23 protein-coding genes are annotated in these 24,634 nt (G+C 63.9%); 6 read left to right on the top strand and 17 right to left on the bottom strand.

Features of this window, described 5'->3' with window-relative positions; all coding sequences use genetic code 11:
* Nucleotides 1-58: 58 nt before the first annotated feature.
* Genes hemH through ACZ1JM_RS16390 form a run of 3 tightly spaced genes read right to left on the bottom strand, consistent with a single transcriptional unit; the run spans nucleotide 59 to nucleotide 4,370 of the window.
* Nucleotides 59-1,090, bottom strand: a complete 1,032-nt coding sequence (hemH, locus tag ACZ1JM_RS16400; RefSeq protein WP_465133415.1) for a ferrochelatase — start codon at nucleotides 1,088-1,090, stop codon at nucleotides 59-61.
* Nucleotides 1,090-3,372, bottom strand: coding sequence for a molybdopterin cofactor-binding domain-containing protein (locus tag ACZ1JM_RS16395; protein ID WP_465133414.1), 2,283 nt, complete (start codon nucleotides 3,370-3,372; stop codon nucleotides 1,090-1,092). Before ACZ1JM_RS16395 ends, hemH begins: the two co-directional genes overlap by 1 nt.
* On the bottom strand, nucleotides 3,372-4,370 hold the full coding sequence (locus ACZ1JM_RS16390) for a P-loop NTPase (RefSeq protein WP_465135113.1): 999 nt from the start codon (nucleotides 4,368-4,370) through the stop codon (nucleotides 3,372-3,374). The genes ACZ1JM_RS16395 and ACZ1JM_RS16390 overlap by 1 nt, the downstream gene beginning before the upstream one ends.
* Nucleotides 4,371-4,647: 277 nt before the next feature.
* Between ACZ1JM_RS16390 and hflK the strand changes: the two genes are divergently transcribed.
* The 3 genes from hflK to ACZ1JM_RS16375 all read left to right on the top strand — a co-directional run bounded on the left by hflK (nucleotide 4,648) and on the right by ACZ1JM_RS16375 (nucleotide 8,365).
* Nucleotides 4,648-5,832 carry a protease modulator HflK gene (gene hflK, locus ACZ1JM_RS16385; protein ID WP_465135112.1) on the top strand — a complete coding sequence of 395 codons (1,185 nt, stop codon included), beginning with the start codon at nucleotides 4,648-4,650 and terminating at the stop codon, nucleotides 5,830-5,832.
* On the top strand, nucleotides 5,832-6,671 hold the full coding sequence (hflC, locus tag ACZ1JM_RS16380) for a protease modulator HflC (RefSeq protein WP_465133413.1): 840 nt from the start codon (nucleotides 5,832-5,834) through the stop codon (nucleotides 6,669-6,671). Before hflK ends, hflC begins: the two co-directional genes overlap by 1 nt.
* A 152-nt stretch (nucleotides 6,672-6,823) precedes the next feature.
* A complete protein-coding gene (locus tag ACZ1JM_RS16375; protein WP_465135111.1) occupies nucleotides 6,824-8,365 on the top strand; it encodes a Do family serine endopeptidase in 1,542 nt (513 codons plus the stop codon).
* 89 nt (nucleotides 8,366-8,454) lie between these two features.
* On the opposite strand, the gene ACZ1JM_RS16370 is transcribed toward ACZ1JM_RS16375, so the two are convergent.
* From ACZ1JM_RS16370 to ACZ1JM_RS16360, 3 genes are all read right to left on the bottom strand, one after another.
* Nucleotides 8,455-10,671: a transglycosylase domain-containing protein gene (locus ACZ1JM_RS16370; RefSeq protein ID WP_465133412.1), complete on the bottom strand. Its 2,217-nt coding sequence runs from the start codon at nucleotides 10,669-10,671 to the stop codon at nucleotides 8,455-8,457.
* 105 nt (nucleotides 10,672-10,776) lie between these two features.
* Nucleotides 10,777-11,175 carry a peptide-methionine (R)-S-oxide reductase MsrB gene (msrB, locus tag ACZ1JM_RS16365; RefSeq protein ID WP_465133411.1) on the bottom strand — a complete coding sequence of 133 codons (399 nt, stop codon included), beginning with the start codon at nucleotides 11,173-11,175 and terminating at the stop codon, nucleotides 10,777-10,779.
* Between the two features lie 60 nt (nucleotides 11,176-11,235).
* The gene (locus ACZ1JM_RS16360) at nucleotides 11,236-11,715 is read right to left on the bottom strand and encodes a cupin domain-containing protein (RefSeq protein ID WP_465133410.1); all 480 of its coding nucleotides are present in this window, start codon (nucleotides 11,713-11,715) and stop codon (nucleotides 11,236-11,238) included.
* Between the two features lie 124 nt (nucleotides 11,716-11,839).
* Between ACZ1JM_RS16360 and dapE the strand changes: the two genes are divergently transcribed.
* Both dapE and ACZ1JM_RS16350 read left to right on the top strand, forming a co-directional pair.
* Nucleotides 11,840-12,937 carry a succinyl-diaminopimelate desuccinylase gene (gene dapE, locus ACZ1JM_RS16355; RefSeq protein WP_465135110.1) on the top strand — a complete coding sequence of 366 codons (1,098 nt, stop codon included), beginning with the start codon at nucleotides 11,840-11,842 and terminating at the stop codon, nucleotides 12,935-12,937.
* Nucleotides 12,938-12,985: 48 nt separating this feature from the next.
* Nucleotides 12,986-14,320 (top strand): dicarboxylate/amino acid:cation symporter, encoded by a 1,335-nt coding sequence (locus tag ACZ1JM_RS16350; RefSeq protein ID WP_465133409.1) that lies wholly within the window; start codon nucleotides 12,986-12,988, stop codon nucleotides 14,318-14,320.
* Nucleotides 14,321-14,326: 6 nt separating this feature from the next.
* Here ACZ1JM_RS16350 and ACZ1JM_RS16345 read toward each other — a convergent pair whose 3' ends face one another.
* The 3 genes from ACZ1JM_RS16345 to dapB all read right to left on the bottom strand — a co-directional run bounded on the left by ACZ1JM_RS16345 (nucleotide 14,327) and on the right by dapB (nucleotide 16,228).
* Nucleotides 14,327-14,734: a hypothetical protein gene (locus tag ACZ1JM_RS16345; protein WP_465133408.1), complete on the bottom strand. Its 408-nt coding sequence runs from the start codon at nucleotides 14,732-14,734 to the stop codon at nucleotides 14,327-14,329.
* Nucleotides 14,735-14,832: 98 nt separating this feature from the next.
* A complete protein-coding gene (gene nth / locus ACZ1JM_RS16340; protein WP_465133407.1) occupies nucleotides 14,833-15,489 on the bottom strand; it encodes an endonuclease III in 657 nt (218 codons plus the stop codon).
* Between the two features lie 10 nt (nucleotides 15,490-15,499).
* On the bottom strand, nucleotides 15,500-16,228 hold the full coding sequence (gene dapB, locus ACZ1JM_RS16335; protein WP_465133406.1) for a 4-hydroxy-tetrahydrodipicolinate reductase: 729 nt from the start codon (nucleotides 16,226-16,228) through the stop codon (nucleotides 15,500-15,502).
* Nucleotides 16,229-16,318: 90 nt separating this feature from the next.
* Between dapB and ACZ1JM_RS16330 the strand changes: the two genes are divergently transcribed.
* A complete protein-coding gene (locus ACZ1JM_RS16330) occupies nucleotides 16,319-17,029 on the top strand; it encodes an NAD-dependent deacylase (protein WP_465133405.1) in 711 nt (236 codons plus the stop codon).
* Between the two features lies 1 nt (nucleotide 17,030).
* Here the strand turns inward: ACZ1JM_RS16330 and ACZ1JM_RS16325 are convergent, their stop codons facing one another.
* The 8 genes from ACZ1JM_RS16325 to ACZ1JM_RS16290 all read right to left on the bottom strand — a co-directional run bounded on the left by ACZ1JM_RS16325 (nucleotide 17,031) and on the right by ACZ1JM_RS16290 (nucleotide 24,452).
* On the bottom strand, nucleotides 17,031-17,804 hold the full coding sequence (locus tag ACZ1JM_RS16325; protein WP_465135109.1) for a HesA/MoeB/ThiF family protein: 774 nt from the start codon (nucleotides 17,802-17,804) through the stop codon (nucleotides 17,031-17,033).
* Nucleotides 17,798-18,205, bottom strand: a complete 408-nt coding sequence (locus ACZ1JM_RS16320; protein WP_465133404.1) for a DUF983 domain-containing protein — start codon at nucleotides 18,203-18,205, stop codon at nucleotides 17,798-17,800. Before ACZ1JM_RS16320 ends, ACZ1JM_RS16325 begins: the two co-directional genes overlap by 7 nt.
* 60 nt (nucleotides 18,206-18,265) lie before the next feature.
* Entirely contained in the window at nucleotides 18,266-19,117 is an 852-nt protein-coding gene (locus ACZ1JM_RS16315; protein ID WP_465133403.1) for a GGDEF domain-containing protein, read from the bottom strand.
* Nucleotides 19,118-19,315: 198 nt separating this feature from the next.
* Nucleotides 19,316-20,749 (bottom strand): chromosomal replication initiator protein DnaA, encoded by a 1,434-nt coding sequence (gene dnaA / locus ACZ1JM_RS16310; protein ID WP_465135108.1) that lies wholly within the window; start codon nucleotides 20,747-20,749, stop codon nucleotides 19,316-19,318.
* A 587-nt stretch (nucleotides 20,750-21,336) separates the two neighbouring features.
* The gene (gene rpsT, locus ACZ1JM_RS16305; RefSeq protein WP_465133402.1) at nucleotides 21,337-21,597 is read right to left on the bottom strand and encodes a 30S ribosomal protein S20; all 261 of its coding nucleotides are present in this window, start codon (nucleotides 21,595-21,597) and stop codon (nucleotides 21,337-21,339) included.
* A 146-nt stretch (nucleotides 21,598-21,743) separates the two neighbouring features.
* Nucleotides 21,744-22,556 (bottom strand): bifunctional DNA-formamidopyrimidine glycosylase/DNA-(apurinic or apyrimidinic site) lyase, encoded by an 813-nt coding sequence (gene mutM / locus ACZ1JM_RS16300; RefSeq protein WP_465133401.1) that lies wholly within the window; start codon nucleotides 22,554-22,556, stop codon nucleotides 21,744-21,746.
* Between the two features lie 40 nt (nucleotides 22,557-22,596).
* The gene (gene ribA / locus ACZ1JM_RS16295; RefSeq protein WP_465133400.1) at nucleotides 22,597-23,631 is read right to left on the bottom strand and encodes a GTP cyclohydrolase II; all 1,035 of its coding nucleotides are present in this window, start codon (nucleotides 23,629-23,631) and stop codon (nucleotides 22,597-22,599) included.
* A gap of 32 nt (nucleotides 23,632-23,663) precedes the next feature.
* The gene (locus ACZ1JM_RS16290; RefSeq protein ID WP_465133399.1) at nucleotides 23,664-24,452 is read right to left on the bottom strand and encodes an exodeoxyribonuclease III; all 789 of its coding nucleotides are present in this window, start codon (nucleotides 24,450-24,452) and stop codon (nucleotides 23,664-23,666) included.
* Nucleotides 24,453-24,634: the final 182 nt, after the last annotated feature.

Raw genomic sequence — 24,634 nt, 5'->3', positions numbered from 1 at the left:
TATTGCTGGCGGTTAAATTCTGGCAAGTGCAAGGCGTTGCGGCACATCGAGACCGCCGTCAGTCCGCCGACCACCATCCGGCGAGTTCACGCTGCACCAGCGTCCGCAGCATGGTCATGCCCTCCGCGCCATCGTTGAGGCAGGTCAGCACGGCCAACTGCTCACCACCCGCCGCCTGGAACACGTCGCGACCTCGGATCGACAGCTCCTCCAACGTTTCGACGCAATCGGCGGAGAATCCGGGCGCGGCGATTGCGATGCGTCTGATGCCGGACCTTGCCTCCGCTGCCAGCGTGGTTTCGGTCGCGGGCTCCAGCCATTTGGCCCGTCCGAACCGCGACTGAAAGCTGGTTTCGACCCGCAGGCCCGGCAATCGCTCAGAGAGCTTTTCGGACAGGAGACGCGACGTCTTGCGGCAGTGGCAGTGGTACGGATCGCCAAGTTCAAGTGTCCGCTGCGGCATGCTATGATAGGAAAGCAGCAGCAGATCGGGGGTAAAATCGAGCGCTTCAACCTGAGCGGTGAGGTCGTTGGCCAAGGCCCCGATATAGGCCGGATCGTCATAATAAGGGGGCAGTGTGCGGATCGCGGGCTGCCAGCGCATCGTGCGCAGGGCGCCGCCCAACCGGTCCATCACAGAGGCGGTGGTTGCGCCGGAATATTGCGGATAGAGCGGCGCCATCAGAATACGGTCGCAGCCGGCGTCCTTCATCGCCTTCAGGCGCGACGGGATCGAGGGATTGCCATATCGCATTCCCCAATCGACCAGCACCGTATCCCCCAGCATGGCCTGCAGTCCGCGCGCCTGTGCCGCCGTGATCGCTGCAAGCGGCGATCCTCCCTCGGTCCAGACCTGTGAATAGGCATGGGCGGATTTAGACGGTCGCGTGCGCAGGATCACGCCATGGAGGATGGGTTTCCAGGCGATCGGCGGTATCTCCACGACGCGGCGGTCCGACAAGAATTCCGCGAGATACCGCCGCACCGCCGTAGGTGTCGCAGCATCGGGAGTTCCCAGGTTGACCAGCATGACGCCGACCTTCCCGGTCGGTGCCTCGGGATGTCCGGCGGGGGCATTGATGGGGGGCATTAGATATCCTCGCCGAAAAAGGGCAGGCGGCGCAGGCGGAGGCCCGTCGCCGAATACAGTGCGTTGGCGACCGCCGGCGCGACGGCCGCGACGCCAAGTTCCCCGGGGTCGGCAGGGTCGGCGCCGTCACCGGCGCGGTGATCGATGAATTCGATTTCGATCTCTGGGCAGTCGGCCAGTGTAGGCAACCCCATCAAGCCCAGCCGATCACCATCGGGTCGGCCACCTTCATAGCGCACCGAACAGCCGAGCGCGAGGCCAAGACCGAAGATAAGGCCGCCCTCGATCTGCTGGCGGGCAATGTCCACGTTGATGATGCGCCCGATATCCGCGACGGCGCTCAGGCGATCGACGCGCACGCCTTCCGCTTCGCGGCGCGCGCTGGCGATCACTGCGATGCGCCCCTGGCCGATCATGTGGCAGGCTATGCCTTGGCCGCTGGCATCGGCGCCGCCGCCCCATTGCGCCAGGGCGGCAACCCGTTGCAGGCACTCCGCGAGGCGTGGGTTCGTCCCCAGCATGGCCATGCGATAGGATAACGGCTCCCGCCCGGCCTTGTGAGCAAGTTCATCCACGAAACTTTCGGTGAAGAACGCCGTCCAGCCGTGAGCGTTGCCCCGCATGCGCGCGGTAGGCAGGCCGATCCGGGCGGGGACGTGGTCCACAACCTTATTGGGAATGGCATAAGGAGGCAACGCGCCCTCCACTGCCATCGGATCGGCGCGCCCCTCCGCAGCGTCGATGGCGTCGAATGGCGTGTCGTGGTCGAACAGGCGTCGGCCAAACTCCTGCGCGGTGGCAGGCATGGCGATGCGCGCCCGCCACCCCGCGATCCCGCCTTCCGCGTTGGTGCGAACCCCCATCACCGCAACTACTGGCGAGCGCGGCAATCCAGCGCGGAATTCCTCGCGCCGTGACCAGCACAGGCTGACTGGTTTGCCGATGGCCTTGGCGATCAGCGCGGCTTCCACCGCCTGTCCGAACTCCAGCCGCCGATCGAAGCTGCCGCCGATGCCCATGAGATAGAGTACGACGTCGTGCGCGCCGAGGCCGACGGCGCGAGCCACGGCCTCACGGGTCGCCTCGGGAACCTGCGTGCCGACCCACACTTCCAATCGGCCATCGCGGAAGCGGGCGGCGGCTGCAGCAGTCTCCACCGTCGCGTGGATGGAGGGGGCTACCTCGTACCGCAGCTGAAGGGGAAGGCCGCCGGCGATGACGTCCATGTCCCCCTCCCGATGCTCCGAGTGCGCCTTGCCCATCCGCATCGCCTCGTCCATCGCGGCGTCGATCTGATCGGTATCCGCCCCAGCCGCCACCGTGAAGCGCGGCGCCATCGCCTTGAGCGCCTGCTCCGCAGCCCAGCCATCGCTGGCGACCGCTGCAACCCATGCGTCGCTGCCTTCCGGGCTGCGCACCAGGCCCAGGTATCCGCGTATGCTTTTCGCCGCGGCCTCGTCCAAGCCGGAGAAAGAGGTGTTCATGCCGATCGGGGCATGGCGGATCGCCGCGAACACCATGTCAGGCAGCCGCACATCGGCGGCGAATGTCCACGATCCGTCCGCTTTGGACGGAAGATCGAGCCGGGGATAGGCCAGTTCCCCACCGGGCGGGTACTGACTGGACCGTTCCGCCATCGCGTCCGGCCGCAGCGGCGGGGTCGATGGCACCGGCAAGGCAGCCGCCGCTTCCGCCAGAGCGCCGAAGCCGAGCCGTTTGCCCTGATGGGTGACAAACCCGTTGGCTATCGCGCACTCTTCCGAGGCTACATTCCAGCGGGCGGCGGCCGCTTGCGCTAGCATTGCGCGGGCGCACGCGGCGGCAGCGCGTGCGGGGGCTTCATGGGCGGCGATCGACGTGCCGTCCGCCGTCGCATTGAACCGGTGATCCTGCGCCCATCGACGGGTGAGCAGATCGTCGGGTTCGTCGGCCAAGCTCGGTACGACCGGCATCCAGAGCGGTGCCCATTGCGCTGCGAGGGCAAGGTTCGCGTAATGGGCGCTGGCGGGAGCAGGTTCTACTGCGATGCGTCGCCAGTCCGCCCCCAGTTCATGCGCCACGATTTGCGGGATCAGGGTGGTAATGCCCTGCCCCATCTCCACTTGCGGGACGGCAACGGTGACCACGCCATCCTCGGCAATCTTCAGCCAGGCGTCGAACGCGAACTCACCCTCGCGCGGCTCCAGCGGAAGGGGATAGCGGCGCGGGCGCAGCATGAACCCCAGCACCAGACCGCTGCCCGCCAATGCGCCGACCAGCACTTTGCGGCGGGTTACCGCCATCAGCGCGCCTGCTCCAGCCAGTCGCTCACCTGAGCGGCCAGCGCCACGAAGGCTTCCGCCTGCGGACTGTCCCCCGCCGCTGTCGGCGTCCCTGCATCGCCTTGCGTGCGGATCGCGATATGCAGTGGTATCCGGCCCAGGAACGGCACCTTCATGTCTGCAGCAGCGGCTTCCGCGCCGCCCGAACCGAACGGATCGCTGACTTCGCCGCAATGGGGACAGGCGTATCCGGCCATGTTCTCGATCACGCCGACGACAGGTACGCCGCCCTTGGCGAACATGTCGACCGCGCGGGCTGCGTCCATCAACGACAGATCCTGCGGCGTGGACACGATCACTGCCCCCGCCGGCTTGAAACGCTGAAGCATCGTCAACTGGATGTCGCCCGTACCCGGTGGCAGGTCGATGATCAGCAACTGCGCCTCATCCCAGTGTGCTTCCACCAGCTGGATCAGTGCGCCCGAGATTTTCGGGCCGCGCCAGGCAATTGCCTGCCCCGCCTGCGAGAGATGCGCCATCGACAGGACCGGTACGCCCCATTGGCTGGTCACCGGAACCAGCTTGCCGTCGTGGGCGACCGCCCGCTTCTCTTCCGTTCCCAGCAGCCGAGCTTGCGATGGGCCGTATATGTCCGCATCGACCAGCCCGACTTTCCGCCCTGCGCGCGCCAGAGCGACCGCTAGGTTAGCGGCCAAAGTGGATTTGCCGACCCCACCCTTGCCGGACCCGACCGCAAGAATGATCGGCCCGAGAGGAGGCGCAGACTCGGCAGCTTTGTCAGCCATCATCGCCACATGCACCTCGCTCACACTCGACTGGGCGCCAAGCGCGCTTTTCACGTCCAACTCGATCCGCTGGCGATGGTGTTGCGCCAAGCCGCTTGCATCCAGCACCACCATGACACGGCCATCCGTCACGCGCAGCGATTGCAGCCGCCGTGCAGCTTCGTCAGGCAACAGCGCCTTCAGGTCGTCATGTGCTACCGGGCCGCCGCTCATCGTATCTTCCACTGCGTAAATGTTGATCCGAACCGCCAAAACGGAAGCCGACTGCGGAAACCGGGCAGACACGAACGCGCAATCATGCGTCGCATCAAGGCCGCTTCCTCCGCCGATCAGGTGGCGCACCCAAGGAAAAAGGGCAAGAGAGGCACTGTTAATTGGCAGAGGGGTACTTATAGATAGCGTCATGAAATCTATTGGTGGTGCAGGAACGCGCGGCGGCGCATTGGGGGATGATGCCAGGGGCGCTGGGGAGGACGCAGGGTTCTTGCCGATGGCCGGTCGCAACAGCCCATGGGGTGGCGGCGGCGGTGACGATGGCTCCAGCGGCGATGGCGACAGTCCCGGATCAGATGGCCCAAAGCCCGAAGGCGATGCTGACGACAAGGGCGACGATACCCGTCGTGGCCCTCGCAACCCGTGGCTGCCCAGCGGCGAAACCCCGCCTCCGCCACGCAGGTCGGCTGGAATAGAAGACATTTTCCGTAACCGGGAAGCGCGCAAGACCGGCGGCGGTGGTGGCGGTGGACGCGGCCCCGGTGGCAGTTTTCCCAATATCCCACGCCGTCCAGACGGCAAATCTTGGGTGCCGCTCGGTATCGGCGTGGCCGTGGTGGCCTTGCTCGCGATGTCCAGCTTCCACATGCTCGGCCCCAAGGAACAGGGCGTCGTCACGACACTCGGCAAGTATTCGCGCACCATCGATTCCGGCGTCAGCATGACCTTGCCCTGGCCGATCGAGCAGGTGCAGGTGGCGGACGTCCGCTCTTTCTCCGTGGACATGATCCCCGACAACGAGAACGAGAAGCTGATGCTCACCAGCGACAAGAGCCTTGTCGACTTGAGCTACGTGGTCCGCTGGAACATCAAGGACCTGAAGAATTACACTTTCCGCCTGACCGATCCCAAGGAAACCGTACGCGAAGTGGCAGAAGCCGCCATGCGCGCAGCGATAGCCCAGGTGACGCTCAGCGATGCCCTCTCCGGTGCCGGGCGCGCGACGGTGGAACAGGACGTGCGCAACCGCATGCAGGCGATCCTGGACTTCTATCGTTCCGGCATCTCGATCCAGGGTGTGGAAATCAAGAAGGCCGATCCGCCGGCCAAGACGAAGTCTGCCTTCGATCAGGTGAACGTCGCCCAGCAGGAGGCCGAGCGCGATCGTTCCGAGGCCCGCGCATGGGCACAGCAGGTGATCGCCCGCGCGCAGGGTGACGCCACCGCGTTCGACAAAGTCTACGAGCAGTACAAGCTCGCCCCGGAGGTTACCAAGCGCCGCATGTATTACGAGACGATGGAGCGCGTGATCCGCGACAACGACACGGTCGTCGCGGAGCGGGGCGTTACTACGCTGCTGCCGCTCTCCGAGTTCAAGCGCCGCGCCCAGGCGGCTCCAGCGAATGACGCTGCCGCTGCTGCACTCGCCGCGCCGGACACTACTCGTGGCGGAGACCAGTGATGGGGGATCTTTGGAACAAGTACAAAGCCGCCTGCATCGCCGCTGGCGTGGTCGTGATCGCGCTGATGCTCAGCGTGATCATCGTCCCCGAGGATGAGCAGGCAGTCGTCGTCCAGACCGGTAAGCCGGTGCGGGTCTACAATCCCTTTATAGACAATGCCGCGTTCGGGCAGACGGGGGCGGGCGTGCATTTCCGCATTCCGCTGGTCGAGCAGGTCATTCGCATCGAAAAGCGCATCCTGTCCGTCGATATGGAGCAGCAGCAGGTTCTTTCTACCGATCAGCAGCGCCTGAACGTGGATGCCTATGCCCGCTACCGCATCGTCGATCCGGTGAAGATGGTGCAGACCGCCGGGACGACCGAGCGCGTGACTCAGCAGTTGCAGCCGATCCTGTCATCGGCAGTGCGTCAGGAACTGGGCAAGCGCACCTTCCAGTCGCTGCTGACGGCTGAGCGCGGCAAGGCGATGGAAAACATTCGCGACAGCCTTGAGAACGAGGCGCGCGAATACGGCGCCCAGATCGTCGACGTGCGGATCAAGCGCGCCGACCTTCCCGAAGGCGCTCTCGCCGCTGCGTTCGTACGCATGGAAGCTGGTCGTCAGGAAGAGGCAAAGACGATCGCGGCCCGTGGCCAGCGCGATGCGCAGATCATCCGCGCCGATGCCGAGGCACAGGCCGCCAAGATCTATGCCGACAGTTTCGGCAAGGATGCCAGCTTCTACGACTTCTACCGCGCGATGCAGAGCTATTCGGTTTCGTTTGCCAAGGATCAGGGCGGCAAAACCATTCTTCTTTCGCCCGACAATGCCTATCTCAATCATTTCCGGGAGCCGTAAGCGGCCCCGGTCGTTGACGATCGCAACCCGAAAAAACGGCCCACCGGCGCCATTCAAATCCGGTTAAGCTCACCGGGCCTCACAATCGGCCCGAACTTGACGGATGGTGACGCAGCACCGCCGATACGGAGGAACCAAAGGACGTGAAGCCCGTGCGATACGCTTATGGATTGACCAGCGCGCTCCTGCTTGGAGGCGCCACTGCAACGCTAGTGACCGGCTACCCCGCGGGTGCGCAGGTGGCTCAGAACGAATCCAGCGAAATGTCGCGGGTGGTGCCGCGCGCCGGCGCTCCCTCCAGCTTCGCGGACCTGACGGCGCAGTTGGCCCCCGCAGTCGTCAACATTTCCACCCGGCAAAAGGTGCAAGTGCAGGGTGGTGGCGCCAATCCTTTCGCTGGCACTCCGTTCGAAGGGCTGTTTGGTGGACAGGGCGGCGGCAGCGGCGCTCCGCAAACGCGTGAGGCACAGTCCCTGGGTTCAGGATTCCTGGTATCGGCCGACGGCTATGTGGTGACCAACAACCACGTCATCACCGCCGATGGCAAGGGCCAGGTCGAATCGATCACCGTCACTATGCCGGACGGCACCGAATACCCGGCGAAGCTTGTGGGCAAGGATGCGGCTTCCGACCTTGCGGTTCTCAAGATCGACGCCAAGAAATCGCTGCCGTTCGTCAAGTTCGGTGACAGCAGCAATGCACGCGTGGGTGACTGGGTCGTCGCGATCGGTAACCCGTTCGGCCTGGGCGGCACCGTAACCGCCGGTATCGTTTCCGCTGTCTACCGCAACACGCAGTCCGGCGGCGCCTACGACCGTTATCTGCAAACCGACGCTTCGATCAACCGGGGCAACTCGGGCGGCCCGCTCTTCGACATGAAGGGCCAAGTGATCGGCATCAATAACGCCATCTTCTCGCCGACGGGTGGCAGCGTGGGCATCGGTTTCGCGATTCCCGCCGAAACCGCGTCGCCGATCGTGCAAAAGCTCATCAAGGGTGAGGCGATCGAGCGCGGATATCTTGGCGTGCGTATCCAGCCGATCAACGAGGATCTAGCCGATTCGCTCGGTATCGCCCATAACAAGGGCGAATTCATCCAGATGGTCGAGCCTGGCGGTGCGGCGGCGACCGGCGGCATTCAGGCCGGCGACGTCGTCATGAAGGTCGATGGCAAGGAAGTGACGCGCGACCAGAACCTGTCCTACCTTGTCGCCAATATCGCGCCGGGCAAGCGCATCCCGATCGAGGTGCTGCGCAATGGCCGCCGCCAGACGCTCAACGTCACGATCGCCAAGCGCCCGAGCGAGGAAGAGCTGTCGCAGTCCTTCGATCCGAGCGGCACGCAGGATGACGATGCCTTCAACAGCCCGTCCACCCCGCAGCAGCAGGGCATTGTCGAAAAGTCGCTCGGCCTTTCGGTAACCCCGCTGACGCCCCAGATCGCCCGCCAGCTCGGCGCGACGGACGGCACCAGGGGACTCGTGATCGTAGCCGTCGATCCTAACTCGGATGCGGGCCAAAAGGGTTTCGCGCGTGGGTTCATTCTGTTGGAAGCGAACGGCAAGCCGGTAAGCACTCAGGCCGAACTGACTGCCGCCGTCACCGCCGCTAAGGGTGAAGGGCGGACGGCGATCCTTCTGCGCGTCCAGCCGCGCGGTCAGCCCGCTACATTTGTGCCGGTTCGCATGCGTTAAGCAACGCGCCCTCAACAATAAAAAGGCCCGCCGGAAGCAATTCCGGCGGGCCTTTTTATTGTCTGACGCTGAGGCAGATCGCCTGGGGTTCAGTACTCGATCACCGGTGGCCGGGTCGGTCGAGGGACAGGTGCGGGGCGAGGCCCACCCGGACCCTGGCCGGGCCGCATCTGCTGCGGATAGCTAGGCCCCTGCCCTTGACGCATGCGCGGGTCCTGATCGCCCCGCCCTGTTGCGCGATCGAGGAAATCATCGTTGGCTGCGGCAGGTGGACCGTCAGGGCCATAATCGGGAACCACCCCTGCATCCGGCATCTGCCCATACGTCCCGTCCTCATAGCGCGGACGATCGTTGACGCCGGGACCATTGTCAGGACGAACCAGATTGCCGTTCTCATCCGTGTAGTAATAGTCGTCAGGGTTCCCCTGCATCTGCTCGTCGTCGGGCTCCAACTGCCATTCCGGCAGTTTCAGCTGGGTGTTGAACTGTTCAACAGGGCGCTTGGCGACGGCGACCTTCATATAAGCTGCAAACGCGCGCGCAGGTGCATGGCCGCCCGACAGGCCGCCGACCGCCTTCGCGTCGTCACGGCCCATCCAGACGCCAGTGGTGATGCCACTGGAAAAGCCAAGGAACCAACCGTCCTTGCTGGAACTGGTGGTGCCGGTCTTGCCTGCGACCGGTCGGCCGATCTGCGCCGCCCGGCCAGTACCGGTGGCCACAGCCGTCTGAAGCAGGTCGGTGATGCCGGCAGCGACGAACGGCGGCACCAGCACCTGACCCACGGCAGACTTGTGTTCGTACAGCACATCGCCCGACGTGGTCGTGACCTTCAGGATGCCGTATGGCTCTACTGACGTTCCGCCCGCCGAAACCGCCGCGAAGGCGCGGGTCATGTCGATCACCCGCACTTCGGACGTGCCCAGAACCATTGCCGGCTTGGTGTTGATCTGAGTGCTGATCCCGAACCGGCGCGCCATGCTGGCAACCGTACCGAAGCCTACCTCATTGCCCAGCTTGGCCGCGATCGTGTTCTTGGAATAGGCGAAGGCGGTGCGGATATCGATCGGGCCGGCAAAATTGCGTCCGGCGTTCTGCGGGCTCCAGCCGCCGATCGTGACCGGTTCGTCCACTACGCGGTCCTCCGGCGTATATCCGGCCTCCAGCGCGGCGAGATAGACGAACAGTTTCCAGGCGGAACCCGGTTGACGCAACGCGCTGGTAGCGCGGTTGTAGTTCGAGTTCACGTAGTCGGTACCGCCGACCATCGCCAGCACCGCACCGTCGCGATCAAGGCTGACCAGCGCGCCCTGTGCGCCCTTGGGCACATTGGCATCGACGGCCGTGGTCGCCGCGTTCTGCATGGCAACGTCAAGCGTCGTCCAGACCTCGATCGGCTCGTTGTTCTCAGGCAGCAGCATATCGAGTTGCGGCAGCGCCCAGTCGGTGAAGTAGCGGACCGAGTTCTGGCCCTTTTCCTTGGCGACACTGACGTTCGTGAAATCGACTGAGTCCGCTTCATCCCGCGTGATGACGCCTTCGCGCGCCATCAGGCCCAGCACCACTTTGCCGCGCCCGATCGCTGCTTCGACGTCAGCGGTGGGCGAATAGTTGGATGGAGCCTTTACCAGGCCCGCGATGATCGCGGCCTCAGCGGTGGAGAGCTCGGTCCCGGGGTGCCCGAAGAATTTGCGGCTGGCCGCGTCGACGCCATAGGCTCCGCCGCCGAAATACACCTTGTTCAGGTACAGCTCGAGAATCTGATCCTTGGAGAACTTGCGCTCCAGCGCCAGTGCCAGCACCATTTCTCGCGCCTTGCGGGTGAACGAACGGCTGTTGTTGAGGAAGATGTTGCGCGCCAGCTGCTGCGTGATCGTGGACGTCGCCCGCGCCCGGCTATCGGTGGTGAACGATACGTAGACCGCCCGCGCCAGACCGATGGGATCGATGCCCGGATGGTCGCGGAAACGGCGATCTTCCACCGATACGAGCGCATCGCGCATGATCGGCGGGATTTCATTGTAATTCAGCCACTTGCCATAGCTTGGCCCCAGTGACACCAACTCGCGCCCGTCACGCGCGCGAACGACGATCATCTGGCCGTTCTGGCTGCTTTTCAGCGCGCCGTAGTCCGGCAGTTCACGCATGGTGAAGAACACGGCGGTGCCGAGGAAGATGGCCCCCAGCAGCGCGAGCGCGGTTCCCCATATGAAGATGCCGCGCACGATGCGGCGCCACAGGGGCTTGCGCTCAGGCTGTGAAGATGCGCCGCGCGGTGCGCGGCTGCGGCCGGAATTATTGGCCATGGGTACGGTGCAAACCCCGATATAGGACGAACGTGTCCGGTCGCTCCTACACCTTGCAGGCCGATTTGTAACCCGAGGTGAACATAACTCCCGCCGCCGACACGCTTAGTCTTCCGGTTTGAAGTCCAGCGAGGCGCTGTTGATGCAGTAGCGCAGGCCCTCCGGCCCCGGTCCGTCCGGGAATACGTGGCCCAGATGGCCTTCGCATTTTGCGCATTTCACCTCGATCCGCTCCATGCCGTGCGACACGTCCCGATGAGCTTCCACGGCGTCATCGCCCAGCGGGGCGGTGTAGCTTGGCCAGCCCGAGCCAGAATTGTACTTGGTATCGGACGAAAACAGCGGCGCACCGCATCCGGCGCAGGTATATACGCCTTCCTGCTTGTTCCTCTCGTACTTTCCGGTGAACGCACGCTCGGTCCCGGCTTCGCGCAGGACATGAAACTGCTCAGGGGAGAGGCGCTCGCGCCATTGCTCGTCGGTCAACTGGATCTTGTCGGTCATCAAGAAACTCCTTTGATCGCGAATATGGGTCTGATCAGGCGGGGAATCCAGACGCCGCCATCAATCGGGCCGCCGCGTGCCATAGGGCGTGCCATCCTTGCGAGAATATCCTTCGGGGCCAAACGTCATATCGATGTCTGCATAGCCGCCGGTGCCGTTACGATTGCCCGCGCTCACCGCGATGAAGCTGCAATCAGCCTCGCTCTCATTGATGAGATGACGGCCGTTGGTGACGCCTTTCGGCCAGGCGCAGACGTCGCCAGGGCGGAGCAAGGTTCGCCCGTCCCCACCATCGACCGCGTCTTCGACCAGCACAGCCTCGCCGGTGAGCATGATCAGCAGTTCGTCTTCCTCGTCATGCCAGTGCCGCTGGCTGGACCAGCCGCCCGGCTTGAGCATGACATGGCTTGCACCCAGTTCAGTCAGACCGCCCACATGCGCCAGCCGACGCCACCACCGCCCCTGCACCGCTGCGTCGAAGGGCGGTGGATAGCCGGTGGCATTGGATTGGGGGACCGCTTCTATGTCGAGCTTTGGCATGGTGGCGCTGGCTCCCTATGGTCTTATCCGGGTCGCTGTGCGATGGCGCGGACTTATGTCTGAAAGCCTTTCTTCCTCCGCAAACGCGGTGTCCGCAAGTGTCGTCGAACTCGCCGAAGCGCTGATGGCGTGCCCCAGCGTGACGCCCGCCACCGGATCGGTGTTCGATTGCCTCGAAGCGCAGCTTGCCCCGCTTGGCTTCGACGTCACTCGCTTCCTGGCAGGCGAGGCGCCGGATGGGCCGGTTGAAAACCTGTTTGCGATACGACGCGGACCAGCGGGATCGCGGCATTTCGCATTCGCCGGTCATCTCGATGTCGTGCCGCCGGGCGATGGCTGGACCAGCGCCCCGTTCCTTCCGGAGCGGCGGGGCGAACTGCTCTATGGTCGCGGTGCGGTGGACATGAAAGGCTCGATCGCGGCAATGGTCGCCGCCGTGGCGCAATTGCCCGCCGATGCCGGGACGATCAGCTTCGTGATCACCGGCGACGAAGAAGGCCCGGCCCGGTTCGGCACGCTCGCCCTCATCGACCTGATGCGTGAGCGTGGCGACATTCCCGACCTGTGCCTGGTGGGCGAGCCGACCTCGGTGAACCGCCTGGGCGACATGATGAAAGTCGGGCGGCGCGGTTCGGTCAATATCTGGCTGACCGTAGACGGCGTGCAGGGGCATGTCGCCTACCCTCACCTTGCCGACAATCCCATCACCCGGCTGATAGCCATGCTGGCCGATTTGAAGGCCATCACGCTGGACGAAGGGACCGACTGGTTCCAGGCCAGCAACCTTGAAGTGACGGACCTTTCGTGCGGCAACCCCGCCACCAACGTCATTCCCGCCAGCGCCGCTGCACGAATCTCGATCCGCTTCAACGATCTGCACACGGGGCAGGCGCTGGCCGACCGCGTCAGCGAGATCGCCCGCACGCATGGCGGCACGGCACGCGCAGTCATCTCGGGCGAAGCATTTTTGACTCAGCCCGGAGCGTTCTCGGCCATGCTGGCGGAAGCGATCACCGCCGAAACCGGCATCGAGCCGGAACTATCGACCAGCGGCGGCACCTCGGACGCGCGGTTTCTCAAGGACCTGTCGCCAGTGATCGAGTTCGGCCTGTGCAACGCGACGATGCACAAGCGGGACGAGGCCGTGGCCATCGCCGACCTTGAGGCATTGGTCCGGATCTATGCCCGCGTCACGCATGCCGCGCTGAACGCTGGACAATAACGCCCTCGCTTGCGACCTTGCGCGCCACTTCCGGAGAAATACCCCTTCATGTCGCAAACGATCGAACCGCAGCCGGACACGGCAAAGGCCGACAAGGGCCATAGCCGCCTGCAATGGCGCATCCTGATCGGGTTCGTCGCAGGGCTTACCGCCGGGCTGCTGGCGTATACGTTTGCGCGCGATGCCGCCTGGGTTTCGACGCTGATCGCCTATGTGACGATGCCCATCGGGCAAATCTTCCTTCGGCTGCTGTTCATGCTCGTACTGCCGCTGCTGTTTTCCGCGCTGGTGATCGGTATCGCCGAGATGGGCGAGATCAGCGCCTTGCGAAAAGTGGGCGTGGCAACGCTGATCTACACGTTCGTCGTCTCCGGGATCGCCGTCGCCATCAGCCTGCTGGTCGTCAACACGATCCGTCCGGGTGACGGGGTAGACCGTCAGGCGGCGCAGGACCTGCTGGCCAAAGGTGCGGATTCGGCAGGCAGCATTCTGCAGTCCTCCACCAAGGCCGCGTCGGGCGTGGATGCGGTGCTGGCGCTGGTGCCGTCCAACGTCGTCACCGCGATGAGCAACAACGACATTCTTGCTGTTATGTTTTTTGCGCTGTTCTTCGGGATTGGCTTGCTGCTGGTGACCACGCCGAGCACGCAGACCCTGAAAGGAGCGATCGAGGGCATCTTCGAAGTCGCGATGAAGCTGATCGGTATCGTCATCCAGCTCGCCCCGATCGCGATCTTCTGCTTCATGTTCAACCTGTCTGCCCAATTCGGGTGGGACCTGCTGGGCAAGCTGGCGGCGTTCGTTGGCGTGGTCCTGCTGGCGCTGGGACTGCAGATGTTCGGCGTCTATCCGGCGCTGCTGGCTTTAGTGGCCCGCAAAAGCCCGATCGCGTTTTTCAAGCAAACCCGCGAGGTCAGCGTACTGGCCTTCTCCACCGCCAGCTCCAACGCCACGCTGCCAACATCGCTGCGCGTTGCGGACGAGGAACTGAAATTGCCGAACCGCGTCGCTCGCTTCGTGCTGACGATCGGGGCCACCGCCAATCAGAACGGCACGGCCATGTTCGAAGGCGTGACGGTGATCTTCCTGGCGCAGTTCTTCGGTGTGGAATTGTCGCTGAGCCAGCAGCTCTATGTGATGGTGATCTGCATCCTTGCCGGTATCGGCACCGCGGGCGTGCCAGCGGGGTCGCTGCCAGTCGTGGCGCTGATCCTGGGCAGCGTCGGCGTTCCGCCCGAAGGCATCGGCCTGATCATCGGTGTCGACCGCTTCCTCGACATGTGCCGGACGACGCTGAACGTCATCGGCGATCTCGTCTGCGCTACGGTGATCTCTGCGATCAGCGGCGGCGCGCACGACGACGCAGATCCGGTGCCCGCCTGACGCCGCTTACTTCGCCAGCTTCACCGGCACGAACGGTCCCATCCCACAACCGCCCATCCGCTGCCACTGATTTCCAAGCTGCTGAAGCGGGTAGATAATGTCCTGCCGACACAGCTGTGTCAGAGAGGTTTCATAGGTGAACGTGTTCGCCGAGCGCAGCCCGTTGCACTTGTTCGGTAGCGTCACGCGCCACACCCTGCCGCCCGCGCCGCTCATGAAGTCGATCGTCTGGTCATCGCGAATACGCGTGTTGGAGAATTGAGTGATGGGAAGGCAATCCAGCGGCTTGCCAATGACTTCGGCAGCAGGCGTGACTGCGGACATGGCGTTCGAGGTCTGGCCCATTTCGCCCTGTGAGCAGGCGGTCAATGCAAGGGGAGAGAGCAACAGGACTGCGGCGGCACCTTTGTTCATGGCGGTATCCTCTCGAAGCGTCTGGCAAGACGAATCCAGACGACTGTCTGCTCATCCAACCCTGACTTCAAGACGGAGTTCCACCTCCTCAGCCTTGATCAAACCGCTTTTTTGACGCCCTTTTCCAACGTCTTGGGCTTGTACGCGCACAAGTCCACGACCGGGCACCGCCAACACTCCGGCGTGCGCGCCTTGCAGATGTACCGACCGTGCAGGATCAGCCAGTGATGTGCGCCGACCCGGAACGGTTGAGGCACCTTTTTTTCCAACTGCAGTTCGACGGCGAGCGGGGTCTTGCCCTTGGCAAGACCGGTGCGATTGCCCACGCGGAAGATATGCGTATCGACCGCAAAGGTCTCCGCACCGAAGGCGCAGTTCATCACCACGTTGGCCGTCTTGCGCCCAACTCCCGGCAGTTCGACCAGGGCATCACGGTCTGCCGGCACCTCACCGCCATGCCGATCCACCAAAATCTGCGAAAGGGCGATGACGTTCTTGGCCTTGGAATTGAACAGGCCAATGGTCTTGATATGCTGCTTCAGCCCTTCCTCCCCCAATTCGATCATCTGCGCCGGGGTCTTCACCTCGCGGAACAGCGCACGCGTCGCCTTGTTGACACCGACATCGGTGGACTGGGCCGACAGCGTCACCGCCACCAGCAGCTGGTAGGTATTGCCGAATTCCAGTTCCGTCTCAGGCGATGGATTCGCCTCTGCCAGACGTCGGAAGAATTCGAAGATGTCGGCTTTCTTCACCGGCTGCGTCCTATAGCCCCAGAACTTCCGGCATTGTGTAGCGGCCCGGCTTCCGGCCGATCAGCCATTGCGCCGCCTTGACCGCTCCCCGCGCGAAGATCCCGCGATTTTCGGCGAGATGCGACAGCGACAGCCGTTCGTTGTCCGCCAGGAAATGGACGGTGTGGTCGCCTGCGACCGAGCCACCACGCAGCGAGGCGAAGCCGATCGTCCCCGCCTCGCGCTTGCCGGTGATGCCGTCGCGTCCCCGAACCGCCGCCTGGGATAGCGTTACGTCCCTGCCCGCTGCAGCCGCTTCGCCCAGCAGAGTCGCCGTACCGGAAGGCGCATCCACTTTCATGCGGTGGTGAGTTTCGACGATCTCGATATCCCAATCCTCTCCCAGTCGTGACGCCGCCTCCCGTACAAGATGAGCGAGGAGCGTGACGCCGAGCGAGGTATTGCCCGTCTGCAAAACAGGGATCGACTCTGCGGCGGCATCGATCAGCCAGTGATGGCGCTCCTCCAGTCCTGTCGTGCCGATGATGATCGGCAGCCCTGCATCGATGGCCGCTTCGAGATTACCTTCGAGCGCTGCCGGACTGGAGAAGTCGATCAGGATGTCAGCCTTGCCTGCCACGTCCGAAACGTCGCCGCCCTGGTCCACGCCGCCCGCCAGATCCTCACCGGCATCGGCAATGGCCGCCGCGATCGCCTGACCCATCCGGCCCTGGCTGCCGATGATACCGATTCGTGCCACGCCCTTGTCTCCGTCCGCTCAATTGCCCGTCCCCGCGAATGGCGTAAAGACGCCCGTTCGACAAGCGCGACCACGCGGCTATGATGAGGCATGAGCACAATCCGCAAGATCGTCATCCTGACCGGCGCAGGGATTTCCGCCGAAAGCGGCATCGATACCTTCCGCGCCGAAGGCGGCCTTTGGGAGCAGCACCGGGTTGAGGATGTGGCCACACCCGAAGCGTTCGAGCGTGATCCCGAGCTGGTTTTACGCTTCTACGACATGCGGCGCGAGGCGATCCAGACGAAGCATCCCAATGCCGCGCATGAAGCGCTGGCCCGGCTCGATCGGAAATGGCGCGGCGATGGTCGGGACCTGCTGATCGTGACGCAGAACGTCGATGACCTGCACGAACGGGCAGGCGCCCAGCGCGTCCTGCACATGCACGGCGAGCATCTCAACGCCTGGTGCACGGCCTGCGACGTGCGTTCCCCCTGGACGGGAACGCTCATCGACCGGCCCGCCTGTCCGGAATGCGGGACGGCGGCTCTGCGGCCCGACGTCGTCTGGTTCGGCGAAATGCCGTACCGCATGGACGAGATTTTCGCAGCGTTGGAAGATGCAGACCTGTTCGTGTCGATCGGCACGTCGGGTGCGGTCTACCCGGCGGCGGGCTTCGTGCGCAACGCGCGTGATCTGGGCGCCCGGACGTTGGAACTCAACCTTGAAGCCAGTCAGGGCACGCGGTGGTTCGACGAGGCGCGCCATGGCCCGGCAACGCGAATCGTCCCGGCCTGGGTGGCGGAATTGCTGGACGATTAGCCTATCGCGGCTGCGCGCAGCCTTTGCAGGCGGGGTCCTTGGCAATCCGCAAGGGGCGCATGGATGGCGCCAGCCCGTCGATCAACTGAAGGGTCCCGAACTGCGGCTCGCCGAACGCGGCATGTCCCGCCATCACCACCCGCATCGCGTGCATGGCGGCAAAGGTGCCGACCATCCCGACCATCGCCCCCAGCACGCCATCGGCTGCACAAGTATCGCAGTCTACCGCATCGAAGGCATCGCCCACGAAGCAGCGGTAGCAGGCCTGTCCATCAAGGTGCCCGGCAAAGTTCGCGACCTGGCCCTGAAACCGCCCGATTGCCGCGCTGGTCAGCGGTATACCAAGCGCGACGCAGGCGTCCGACACCGTCAGGCGAGTCGCGAAATTGTCACAGCCATCGAGTACCACGGTCGCGCCGGAAAGGACCGCTTGCGCGTTGTCATCCCCCAGCCGCGCCATGACGGGAGCCACCTCAAGGCCAAGATCAAAACGCCGCACCCATTCGGCCGCCGCTTCCGCCTTGGGCCTGCCGACATCCGATGGCGTGTAAATCGTCTGACGCTGAAGGTTGCTGATGTCGACTACGTCATCGTCCACCAGTGTCAGCCGCCCTATGCCGGCTGCGGCGAGGTACTGAAGCGCAGGACTGCCGATCCCGCCGCAGCCGACAAGCACGACATGCGCGTTCGCCAGCGCCACCTGCCCCGCGCCGCCGACTTCGGGCAGCACGATATGGCGAGCGAACCGCCCCAGCCGATCGGCGGGTATCACGATCGCGGTTCCGGCCCGCCGGGCACGTCATCGGGCAGCCGTTCCTTTACAAACCCGTGCATGCCGAACCACCACTGGGTGGAGATCACTGCGCCTTTGGCCGGTTGCAGCATGCCCAGCATCATCACCAGCGCGAGCGGCACCAGGATCGCCATCATCGCCACCGGCCCCAGTTCGAAATCCAGCGACAACGCGATGATCAGCGGGGCCATCAGGTGGCCGGTCACGATCATGGCGATGTAGGCCGGGAAATCATCCGCCCGTTGCGGAGTCAGATCGAGCGCACAGACCGGGCACCGATCACGCGGTTTCAGCCATTGCCGGAACAGGCTTCCCTGCTCGCACCGCGGGCAGCGAAAGCGGATGCCGCGAAACGCGGCCTGGGCGTAGGTGGCTGGAATCATGCCTGTGCGCCTACAGCAACAGCCATGCCGGGTGAAGCGGCAAAGGCGGATGCGAGGTTCTCATCGCTGGGCGACGCGCACCTGATTGCGGCCAGCATCTTTCGATTCGTAAAGCGCCGCATCCGCAAGCCGCGTGGCCTCGTCCAGATCAGCAAAGCTGCGCACAGGCGCCAGTCCGCCTGATAGCGTGACGATGCGATCGGCCAGACCCGCCCACCGCCCCTCGGCAGTGCTGACACAGAGCCGCTCCAGAACGAGGCGGGCTGATTCAAGGTCGGTATCCGGGAGCAGGACGGCGAACTCCTCACCGCCCCAGCGCGCCACCACGTCCTGACGGCGCAGATGCCCTTCGATCCCCCGCGCCAATGCCTTCAGCAGCGCATCACCGGCATCGTGCCCGAAGCGATCGTTGATCGACTTGAAATGATCGATATCGATCAGCGCCAGCACGCCTTCACGCCGTGCGCCGAGCAATGGCTGGACCGCTTCCTTGAAGCCGCGACGGTTGAGCAGGCCGGTGAGTGGATCGCGCTCGGCAGCGTCGATCAGTTGCTCTATCCGCGTTGCCGTGTCGTTGGCGGCCGCCGCAACGCCCTTGAACAGACGCCCGACCAGGTCATTGCCGCCTTGGGGGACATCGGCAATGCGTTCTCCCCGCTGGACTGCCTGAAGCATCGCTGTCGCCTCACCAATGGGTGCGAGCAGGGCATGAATTGCAAACAGGCCAAGCACCGACCCGATCAGCGTGGCCACCAGCAATGTCAGAAGAGTGGTCAATTCCCACTCACCGGTCGCTGCCTGCAGGGCGATGCAGGCGATCAACGGGATATGCACGGCCCCGAAGCAAACCAGCAAAATGCGCCGTTCATAGCTATCCGGAAACAGAAACGCGGTAGCTCGGTAAAAACGCATCGGGCGAACGCCTCTCAACGACGATAACGGACAAGGGCGATCGAACGACGGGTATATAGTTGGAACTTCTGAAAAGTTAAGCACCGCTCAAGTGCGATTACCGCGGCGAACGACACAGACGCCAAACGACCGGCGAGGTCAGCCCCGCCGGCCCTTGTGGACAAGCCTGTGTGGAACGCCGGGATGACCCGGCAGAACTCAGCTTTCCAGCTGACGAAGGAGAGAGCGAACGTCGCCGTCCATGTCGGCGTCGCGGGTGCGCAGTTCCTCGATCAAACGGACCGCGTGGATCACGGTGGAATGGTCGCGTCCGCCGAACTTGCGCCCGATCTCCGGGTATGAGCGCGGCGTCAGAACTTTGGCCAGGTACATCGCAACCTGACGCGGACGGACCACCGCACGGGCGCGGCGCTTCGAACTCATTTCGGTACGATCGATGCGGTAGAACTGGCACACGGTGCGCTGGATTTCATCGATGGTGATGCGGCGGCGATTGGCCGACAGAATGTCGGTCAGCTGCTCTTCCGCGAGTTGCAGGGATACCGCCTGCCCGGTCAGCTGCGCATAAGCGATCAGCTTGTTGAGGCCGCCCACCAGTTCACGCACGTTGCGGTTGATGGTGCGGGCAAGAAATTCGATCACGTCAGCGGGCACTTCGATCGAGGCGAAGCGCGTGAGGCGGCTTTCCAGGATCGAGCGGCGCAGTTCGATGTCGGCGGGCAGAATGTCTGCGACCAGCCCCATCGACAACCGCGAAAGCAGGCGCGGCTCCACACCGTCCAGTGCCTGTGGTGCCCGGTCGGCCGCAAACACCAGTCGCTTGCCTTCCTGCAGCAGGGCATCGATCGTGTAGAGCAGCTCTTCCTGCGCGGACGCCTTGCCGATGATGAACTGGATGTCGTCCACCAGCAGCAGATCGAACCCACGAAGGCGCGACTTGAACTCGATCATCTGGTTCTGGCGCAACGCCTGCACGAATTCGACCATGAACCGTTCGGCCGAACAGTAGAAGATCCGCGCATTGGGATGGCTGGCGAGATAGGCGTGGCCGATTGCATGCAGGAGGTGCGTCTTCCCCTGTCCGGTCGCGGCCTTGAGATAGAGAGGCGAAAACTGCGGCGCTTCCATCGCGGACATGCGCTGCGCAGCGTTGCAGGCCAGCACGTTCGATGCACCGGTCACAAAACTGGTGAAGGTCTGCGAGGCATCGATCCCGGCAGGACCCTGGCCGAGCGACGCAAACGACTCGCCGGCGAGGGCAGCACCCAGTGTATCGGGCGAACCTTGCGCCGAATCGTTGGCCGGCGCGCTGGCCGGGCGTCCACCGGAACCGAGACGAAGCTCGGGCAACTGGCGCCGACCGGGATGGACGAGGATGCGAACATGGCGAACGTCGGGGCGGGCGATCTTCCAGGCGAGCGACAGGCGGTCGGCGAAACGGTCCGTCACCCAGTTGGCAGAGAATTCGGTCGGCAGGTACAGGTCGAGCGTGCCGGTTTCCTTGCAGTAATTGCCCGGCTGGATCGGCCGGATCCACTGGCTGTGAGCCTGATGGCCCAAGTCCTTGCGCAGGCCCTGGCTGATGTCAGCCCAGTCCGCCGCCAGGTTTACGGCTTCCTGATCCTCTTCCATCACTACTCGCACCGCCTTGGACTTCCTGTTCACGCTGTTCGCACCTTGATCGACCGGTTGGACCATTGGAGAAAGGGTCAAGAAAGGATGGCCTGCTGACGTAGTCGACATAGCTGAAACTCCCCCAATCCGCGTAATTCAAACAGTGGCTGCGGAAGTAGGTCCTTCAACGCTGACACTTCATCACGTCGGAAAGGTAAAACCTCCCCTAACCGCGAACGCTTGTTCGCGGCCATTGTTCCGAATTGCTTGCGCTGTTTCCCCGGCCCGTTCCGCACCGGCCGACATCCTTTTAGGTAGGCGTTTGCACTGCAGGCAAGACGGCACTCCCCAAATAAATAAAATTATCGCGGTTGACTCAGCAGGACCCGCCAAAAAGCGTCGCTGAAATGTAATGTCGTTTATTTTCAAATGGTTCTGCGATGCAGCGAACCGAATCGCAGGTTTTGCTGGGGTTTGCGCCCGCCACTGCTGCGATGCAGCAAAAACAAGAACGGAGCCGGGATCGATGACCCCGGCTCCGTTCTTGTTTCGTCCCGCGACGAGCAGCCTTGGCGCTCATCGCAAATGCGAATCGGCAGCGCGACTCAGAGCGCGGCGACGCGCTTGGTCAGGCGCGACAACTTGCGCGCAGCCGTATTCTTGTGAAGCACGCCGCGAGCCACGCCGCGAGCCAGTTCAGGCTGGGCAGCCTTGAGCGCTTCGGCAGCACCGGTCTTGTCGCCACCATCGAGAGCCAGTTCCACTTTCTTTACGAAAGTACGGATGCGGCTGACGCGGTTGGTATTGATCTCGGCGCGGCGATCGTTGCGACGGATGCGCTTGCGTGCTTGCGGCGTATTGGCCATCGAATTTCCTCTGTCTGGCCCCCCAACTGGTGACTGGGCGGCCCTATGCCTAACGAATCTGCTGTGGCGAGCGGACCCGCCGGAAAGCGCGCCCCTTACAGTTGGCGGGCCTTGCCGTCAACCCGAACGACGATTCGCAGCGGCCCTTACTTCTGGCACTGGCGGCACCAGAACGTGCTGCGTCCGCCCTGCACGAAGCGTAATACCGGCGCCCCGCAGGAACACGCTTCCCCTTCACGCCCATATACTTTCCACGAAGCAGCGAAGTAGCCGAGTTCCCCGTTGGGCTGGGCATAGTCGCGGATGGTCGATCCCCCGGCAGCGATCGATTCGTCGAGCACGTCACGAATCAACGGGACGAGCCGCTTCAAGGCGGGCAACGTCACGCGCCCTGCCGCTTTGTCGGGCCGGATGCCGGCGCGAAACAGCGCTTCGCATACGTAGATATTGCCAAGACCTGCGACGATCGTCTGATCCAGCAGCATCTGCTTGATGGGTGCGACGCGCCCGGCGAACGCGCGCCGCAAATGCTGGGGCGTCAATCCATCGCCCAACGGCTCCGGGCCAAGCGCGGCGAATGGCCCCCATGCCTCCAGCAGGGGGGTGGGCACCAGATCGACCGATCCGAACCGGCGCGCGTCGTTGAGCGCCAAGACATGGCCGCCCCCCGTTTCCAGCACCAGATGATCGTGCTTGTCGGGCACTTCCGGCTCGATCCGCCACCGCCCCGACATGCCGAGATGGAACACCATCGTCTGTTCGCGGTCGGTATGGATGAGACCATACTTTGCGCGCCGTCCAAGCCCCGTCACCCGAGCACCGGTCAGGACTTGTACAAGATCGAGCGGAAACGGACGGCGCAAATCGAGCCGATTGACCGCGACCCGCGCGATACGCTCGCCATCGAGGAACCGGGTAAGGCCGCGTACGGTCGTTTCTACTTCGGGAAGCTCTGGCATCGTGCGCCTCAGATAAGCCTTCGCGGCGCGTTTGAAAGGATCAGAGCAAATGTCCGGTCCGGTCGCGCTTGGTATCGAGATAGCGTGTATTGTGCGGGTTGGGCGGCAACTGGTGCGGCACGCGTTCGATCACGTCCACGCCTACGTCCTGAAGCGCTGCAACTTTGGCGGGGTTGTTGGTCATCAATCGGATCGTCGGGACGCTCAGCAAGTCGAGCATGCGCGCGGCCACGGGAAAGTCGCGGGCTTCGGTCGGCAAACCAAGACGGTTGTTGGCGTCAACGGTGTCAAACCCCATGTCCTGCAGGCGGTAGGCGCGCAGCTTGTTGACGAGGCCGATGCCGCGCCCTTCCTGACGCAGATAGAGCAGCACGCCCCAGCCACCTGTCTCTGCTTCCGCGGCCATCGCCTTCAGCGCAGCTTTGAGCTGTGGACCGCAATCGCACTTGAGGCTCCCCAGAATGTCCCCGGTCAGGCATTCCGAATGCAGACGAACCAGCGGGGGGAGATCGCCGTCCTGAGTCCCGATGACGAGCGCCACGTGTTCGCGCATATCATCCAGCGCGCGGAAGGCGACGATCTCGGCGTTCTCGCACACCTCGATCGGCAACTGCGCGCGCGATGCGATTGCCAGCCGACGAGTGTCCTTCCATTCGCGGAGGTCGGCCGACGTCACGTCCTGCACTTCACCGTCGAGGACCGCCCCCGCAAGAAACGCGGGCAGGATTCCCGCCAACCGCGCCAGTTCCATGGCGGCGACGGCAGCGTCCACATCGGCGATCGGTTCGGCCATGAACGGCCCTTTCATCGGCCGCACAAGGTCCAGCGCCGGATCAGCCACCGCCCGTGCCGCGTCGAGATCGAACACCTCGGCGGCACGAATGAGCACCGGCGCTTCGGGGACCGCAGCGTCGCGCTGGTTGGCCAGCTTGAGCGTTACGGCCCGAGCGGCGGAGATCAGCATGCGCGGCGCCGTGATGTCGGGCGCGAAACCGGTTTCCGCAGGCAATAGAACGTCGCCGCCATCGACGCGCAAGGGCCAGCCATGGCGCAGCGCGTCGATCGCCAGCGCCACGCGACGTGCTCCGCGCGAGGGCAGCGCCGCGCTCAGAGCTCGAACTCCGTGATCAGCGGGATGTGATCGCTGGGCTGGTCCCAGCGCCGTGTCTCTTCCACGAAGTGATGCGCCCGTGCTTGCGGGGCAAGATCGGGCGAGGCCCACATGTGGTCCAGGCGGCGGCCCTGATCCTTCTGCCGCCAGAAGCTGCGATACGACCACCAGGAATAATTGCGTTCCGGGGCCGGAATGAAGCGGCGGCCCATATCCTCCCACCCGTGCGCATCCTGAAACCGCTTCAACGTCTCCACCTCGATCGGCGTATGGCTGACCACTTTCAGCAGCGCCTTGTGATCGTAGACGTCGCAATCGAGAGGGGCGATATTGAAATCGCCGACGATCAGTGTGGGTCGGTCGATCGTGTCCGCCCAACGGGTCATCCGTTCCAGGAAGTCCAGCTTCTGCCCGAACTTGGGGTTTACCGTGCGATCGGCGATATCGCCCCCGGCGGGAATATAGACGTTTTCCAGGATCATGCCCTGGCCCGGCCCCAGCAGTTCGACGCCGACGTGGCGAGCTTCCCCGTTGTCCTGCCAATCGTGCTTCGAGAAATCGCGGAACGGCACTTTCGAAACCGTGGCGACACCGTGGTAGCCCTTCTGGCCGTGGATCGCCCGGTAGGTATAGCCAAGCCGCTCGAACATATCGTGCGGGAACAGATGCTCGGCCACCTTGATCTCCTGCAGGCACAGGACGTCCGGCGCCTGCTCTGTCAGGAGGCGCTCCACCTGATTGATGCGAAGTCGGACGGAGTTGATATTCCAGGTGGCAATTTTCATGGCGCTGGCTTTAGGCATCGCCAACCGGAATTGCCAGAGGGCGTGCCCGCTTCCCATGGCGGCAAACTGTAGACACAGAAAACCCCCGAGCCGGGGGCAGAGGCTCGAGGGTTCCTGTAAGCGTTCGTCACGCTAGTATCAAAGCGGCCACTCAGGAGGCGCGGGCAACAGGGGGGAAAACC

The sequence above is a fragment of the Novosphingobium sp. BL-S-24 genome, assembly GCF_055521575.1.
The sequence above is the reverse complement of the archived record's forward strand: the minus strand, read 5'-3'. Positions and strand labels throughout refer to the sequence as shown.

Bases quoted from the DNA above. Each gene is read 5' to 3' on its own strand.
- rpsT (WP_465133402.1), bottom strand. From the start codon at position 21,597: ATGGCCAATACGCCGCAAGCACGCAAGCGCATCCGTCGCAACGATCGC.
- ACZ1JM_RS16360 (WP_465133410.1), bottom strand. From the start codon at position 11,715: ATGCCAAAGCTCGACATAGAAGCGGTCCCCCAATCCAATGCCACCGGC.
- ACZ1JM_RS16290 (WP_465133399.1), bottom strand. From the start codon at position 24,452: ATGAAAATTGCCACCTGGAATATCAACTCCGTCCGACTTCGCATCAAT.
- hflK (WP_465135112.1), top strand. From the start codon at position 4,648: ATGGCCGGTCGCAACAGCCCATGGGGTGGCGGCGGCGGTGACGATGGC.
- ACZ1JM_RS16350 (WP_465133409.1), top strand. From the start codon at position 12,986: ATGTCGCAAACGATCGAACCGCAGCCGGACACGGCAAAGGCCGACAAG.
- hemH (WP_465133415.1), bottom strand. From the start codon at position 1,090: ATGCCCCCCATCAATGCCCCCGCCGGACATCCCGAGGCACCGACCGGG.
- ACZ1JM_RS16390 (WP_465135113.1), bottom strand. From the start codon at position 4,370: ATGAGCGGCGGCCCGGTAGCACATGACGACCTGAAGGCGCTGTTGCCT.
- dnaA (WP_465135108.1), bottom strand. From the start codon at position 20,749: ATGGAAGAGGATCAGGAAGCCGTAAACCTGGCGGCGGACTGGGCTGAC.
- msrB (WP_465133411.1), bottom strand. From the start codon at position 11,175: ATGACCGACAAGATCCAGTTGACCGACGAGCAATGGCGCGAGCGCCTC.
- mutM (WP_465133401.1), bottom strand. From the start codon at position 22,556: ATGCCAGAGCTTCCCGAAGTAGAAACGACCGTACGCGGCCTTACCCGG.
- ACZ1JM_RS16315 (WP_465133403.1), bottom strand. From the start codon at position 19,117: ATGCGTTTTTACCGAGCTACCGCGTTTCTGTTTCCGGATAGCTATGAA.
- ACZ1JM_RS16345 (WP_465133408.1), bottom strand. From the start codon at position 14,734: ATGAACAAAGGTGCCGCCGCAGTCCTGTTGCTCTCTCCCCTTGCATTG.
- ACZ1JM_RS16370 (WP_465133412.1), bottom strand. From the start codon at position 10,671: ATGGCCAATAATTCCGGCCGCAGCCGCGCACCGCGCGGCGCATCTTCA.
- ACZ1JM_RS16320 (WP_465133404.1), bottom strand. From the start codon at position 18,205: ATGATTCCAGCCACCTACGCCCAGGCCGCGTTTCGCGGCATCCGCTTT.
- ACZ1JM_RS16395 (WP_465133414.1), bottom strand. From the start codon at position 3,372: ATGGCGGTAACCCGCCGCAAAGTGCTGGTCGGCGCATTGGCGGGCAGC.
- hflC (WP_465133413.1), top strand. From the start codon at position 5,832: ATGGGGGATCTTTGGAACAAGTACAAAGCCGCCTGCATCGCCGCTGGC.
- dapE (WP_465135110.1), top strand. From the start codon at position 11,840: ATGGCGTGCCCCAGCGTGACGCCCGCCACCGGATCGGTGTTCGATTGC.
- ACZ1JM_RS16330 (WP_465133405.1), top strand. From the start codon at position 16,319: ATGAGCACAATCCGCAAGATCGTCATCCTGACCGGCGCAGGGATTTCC.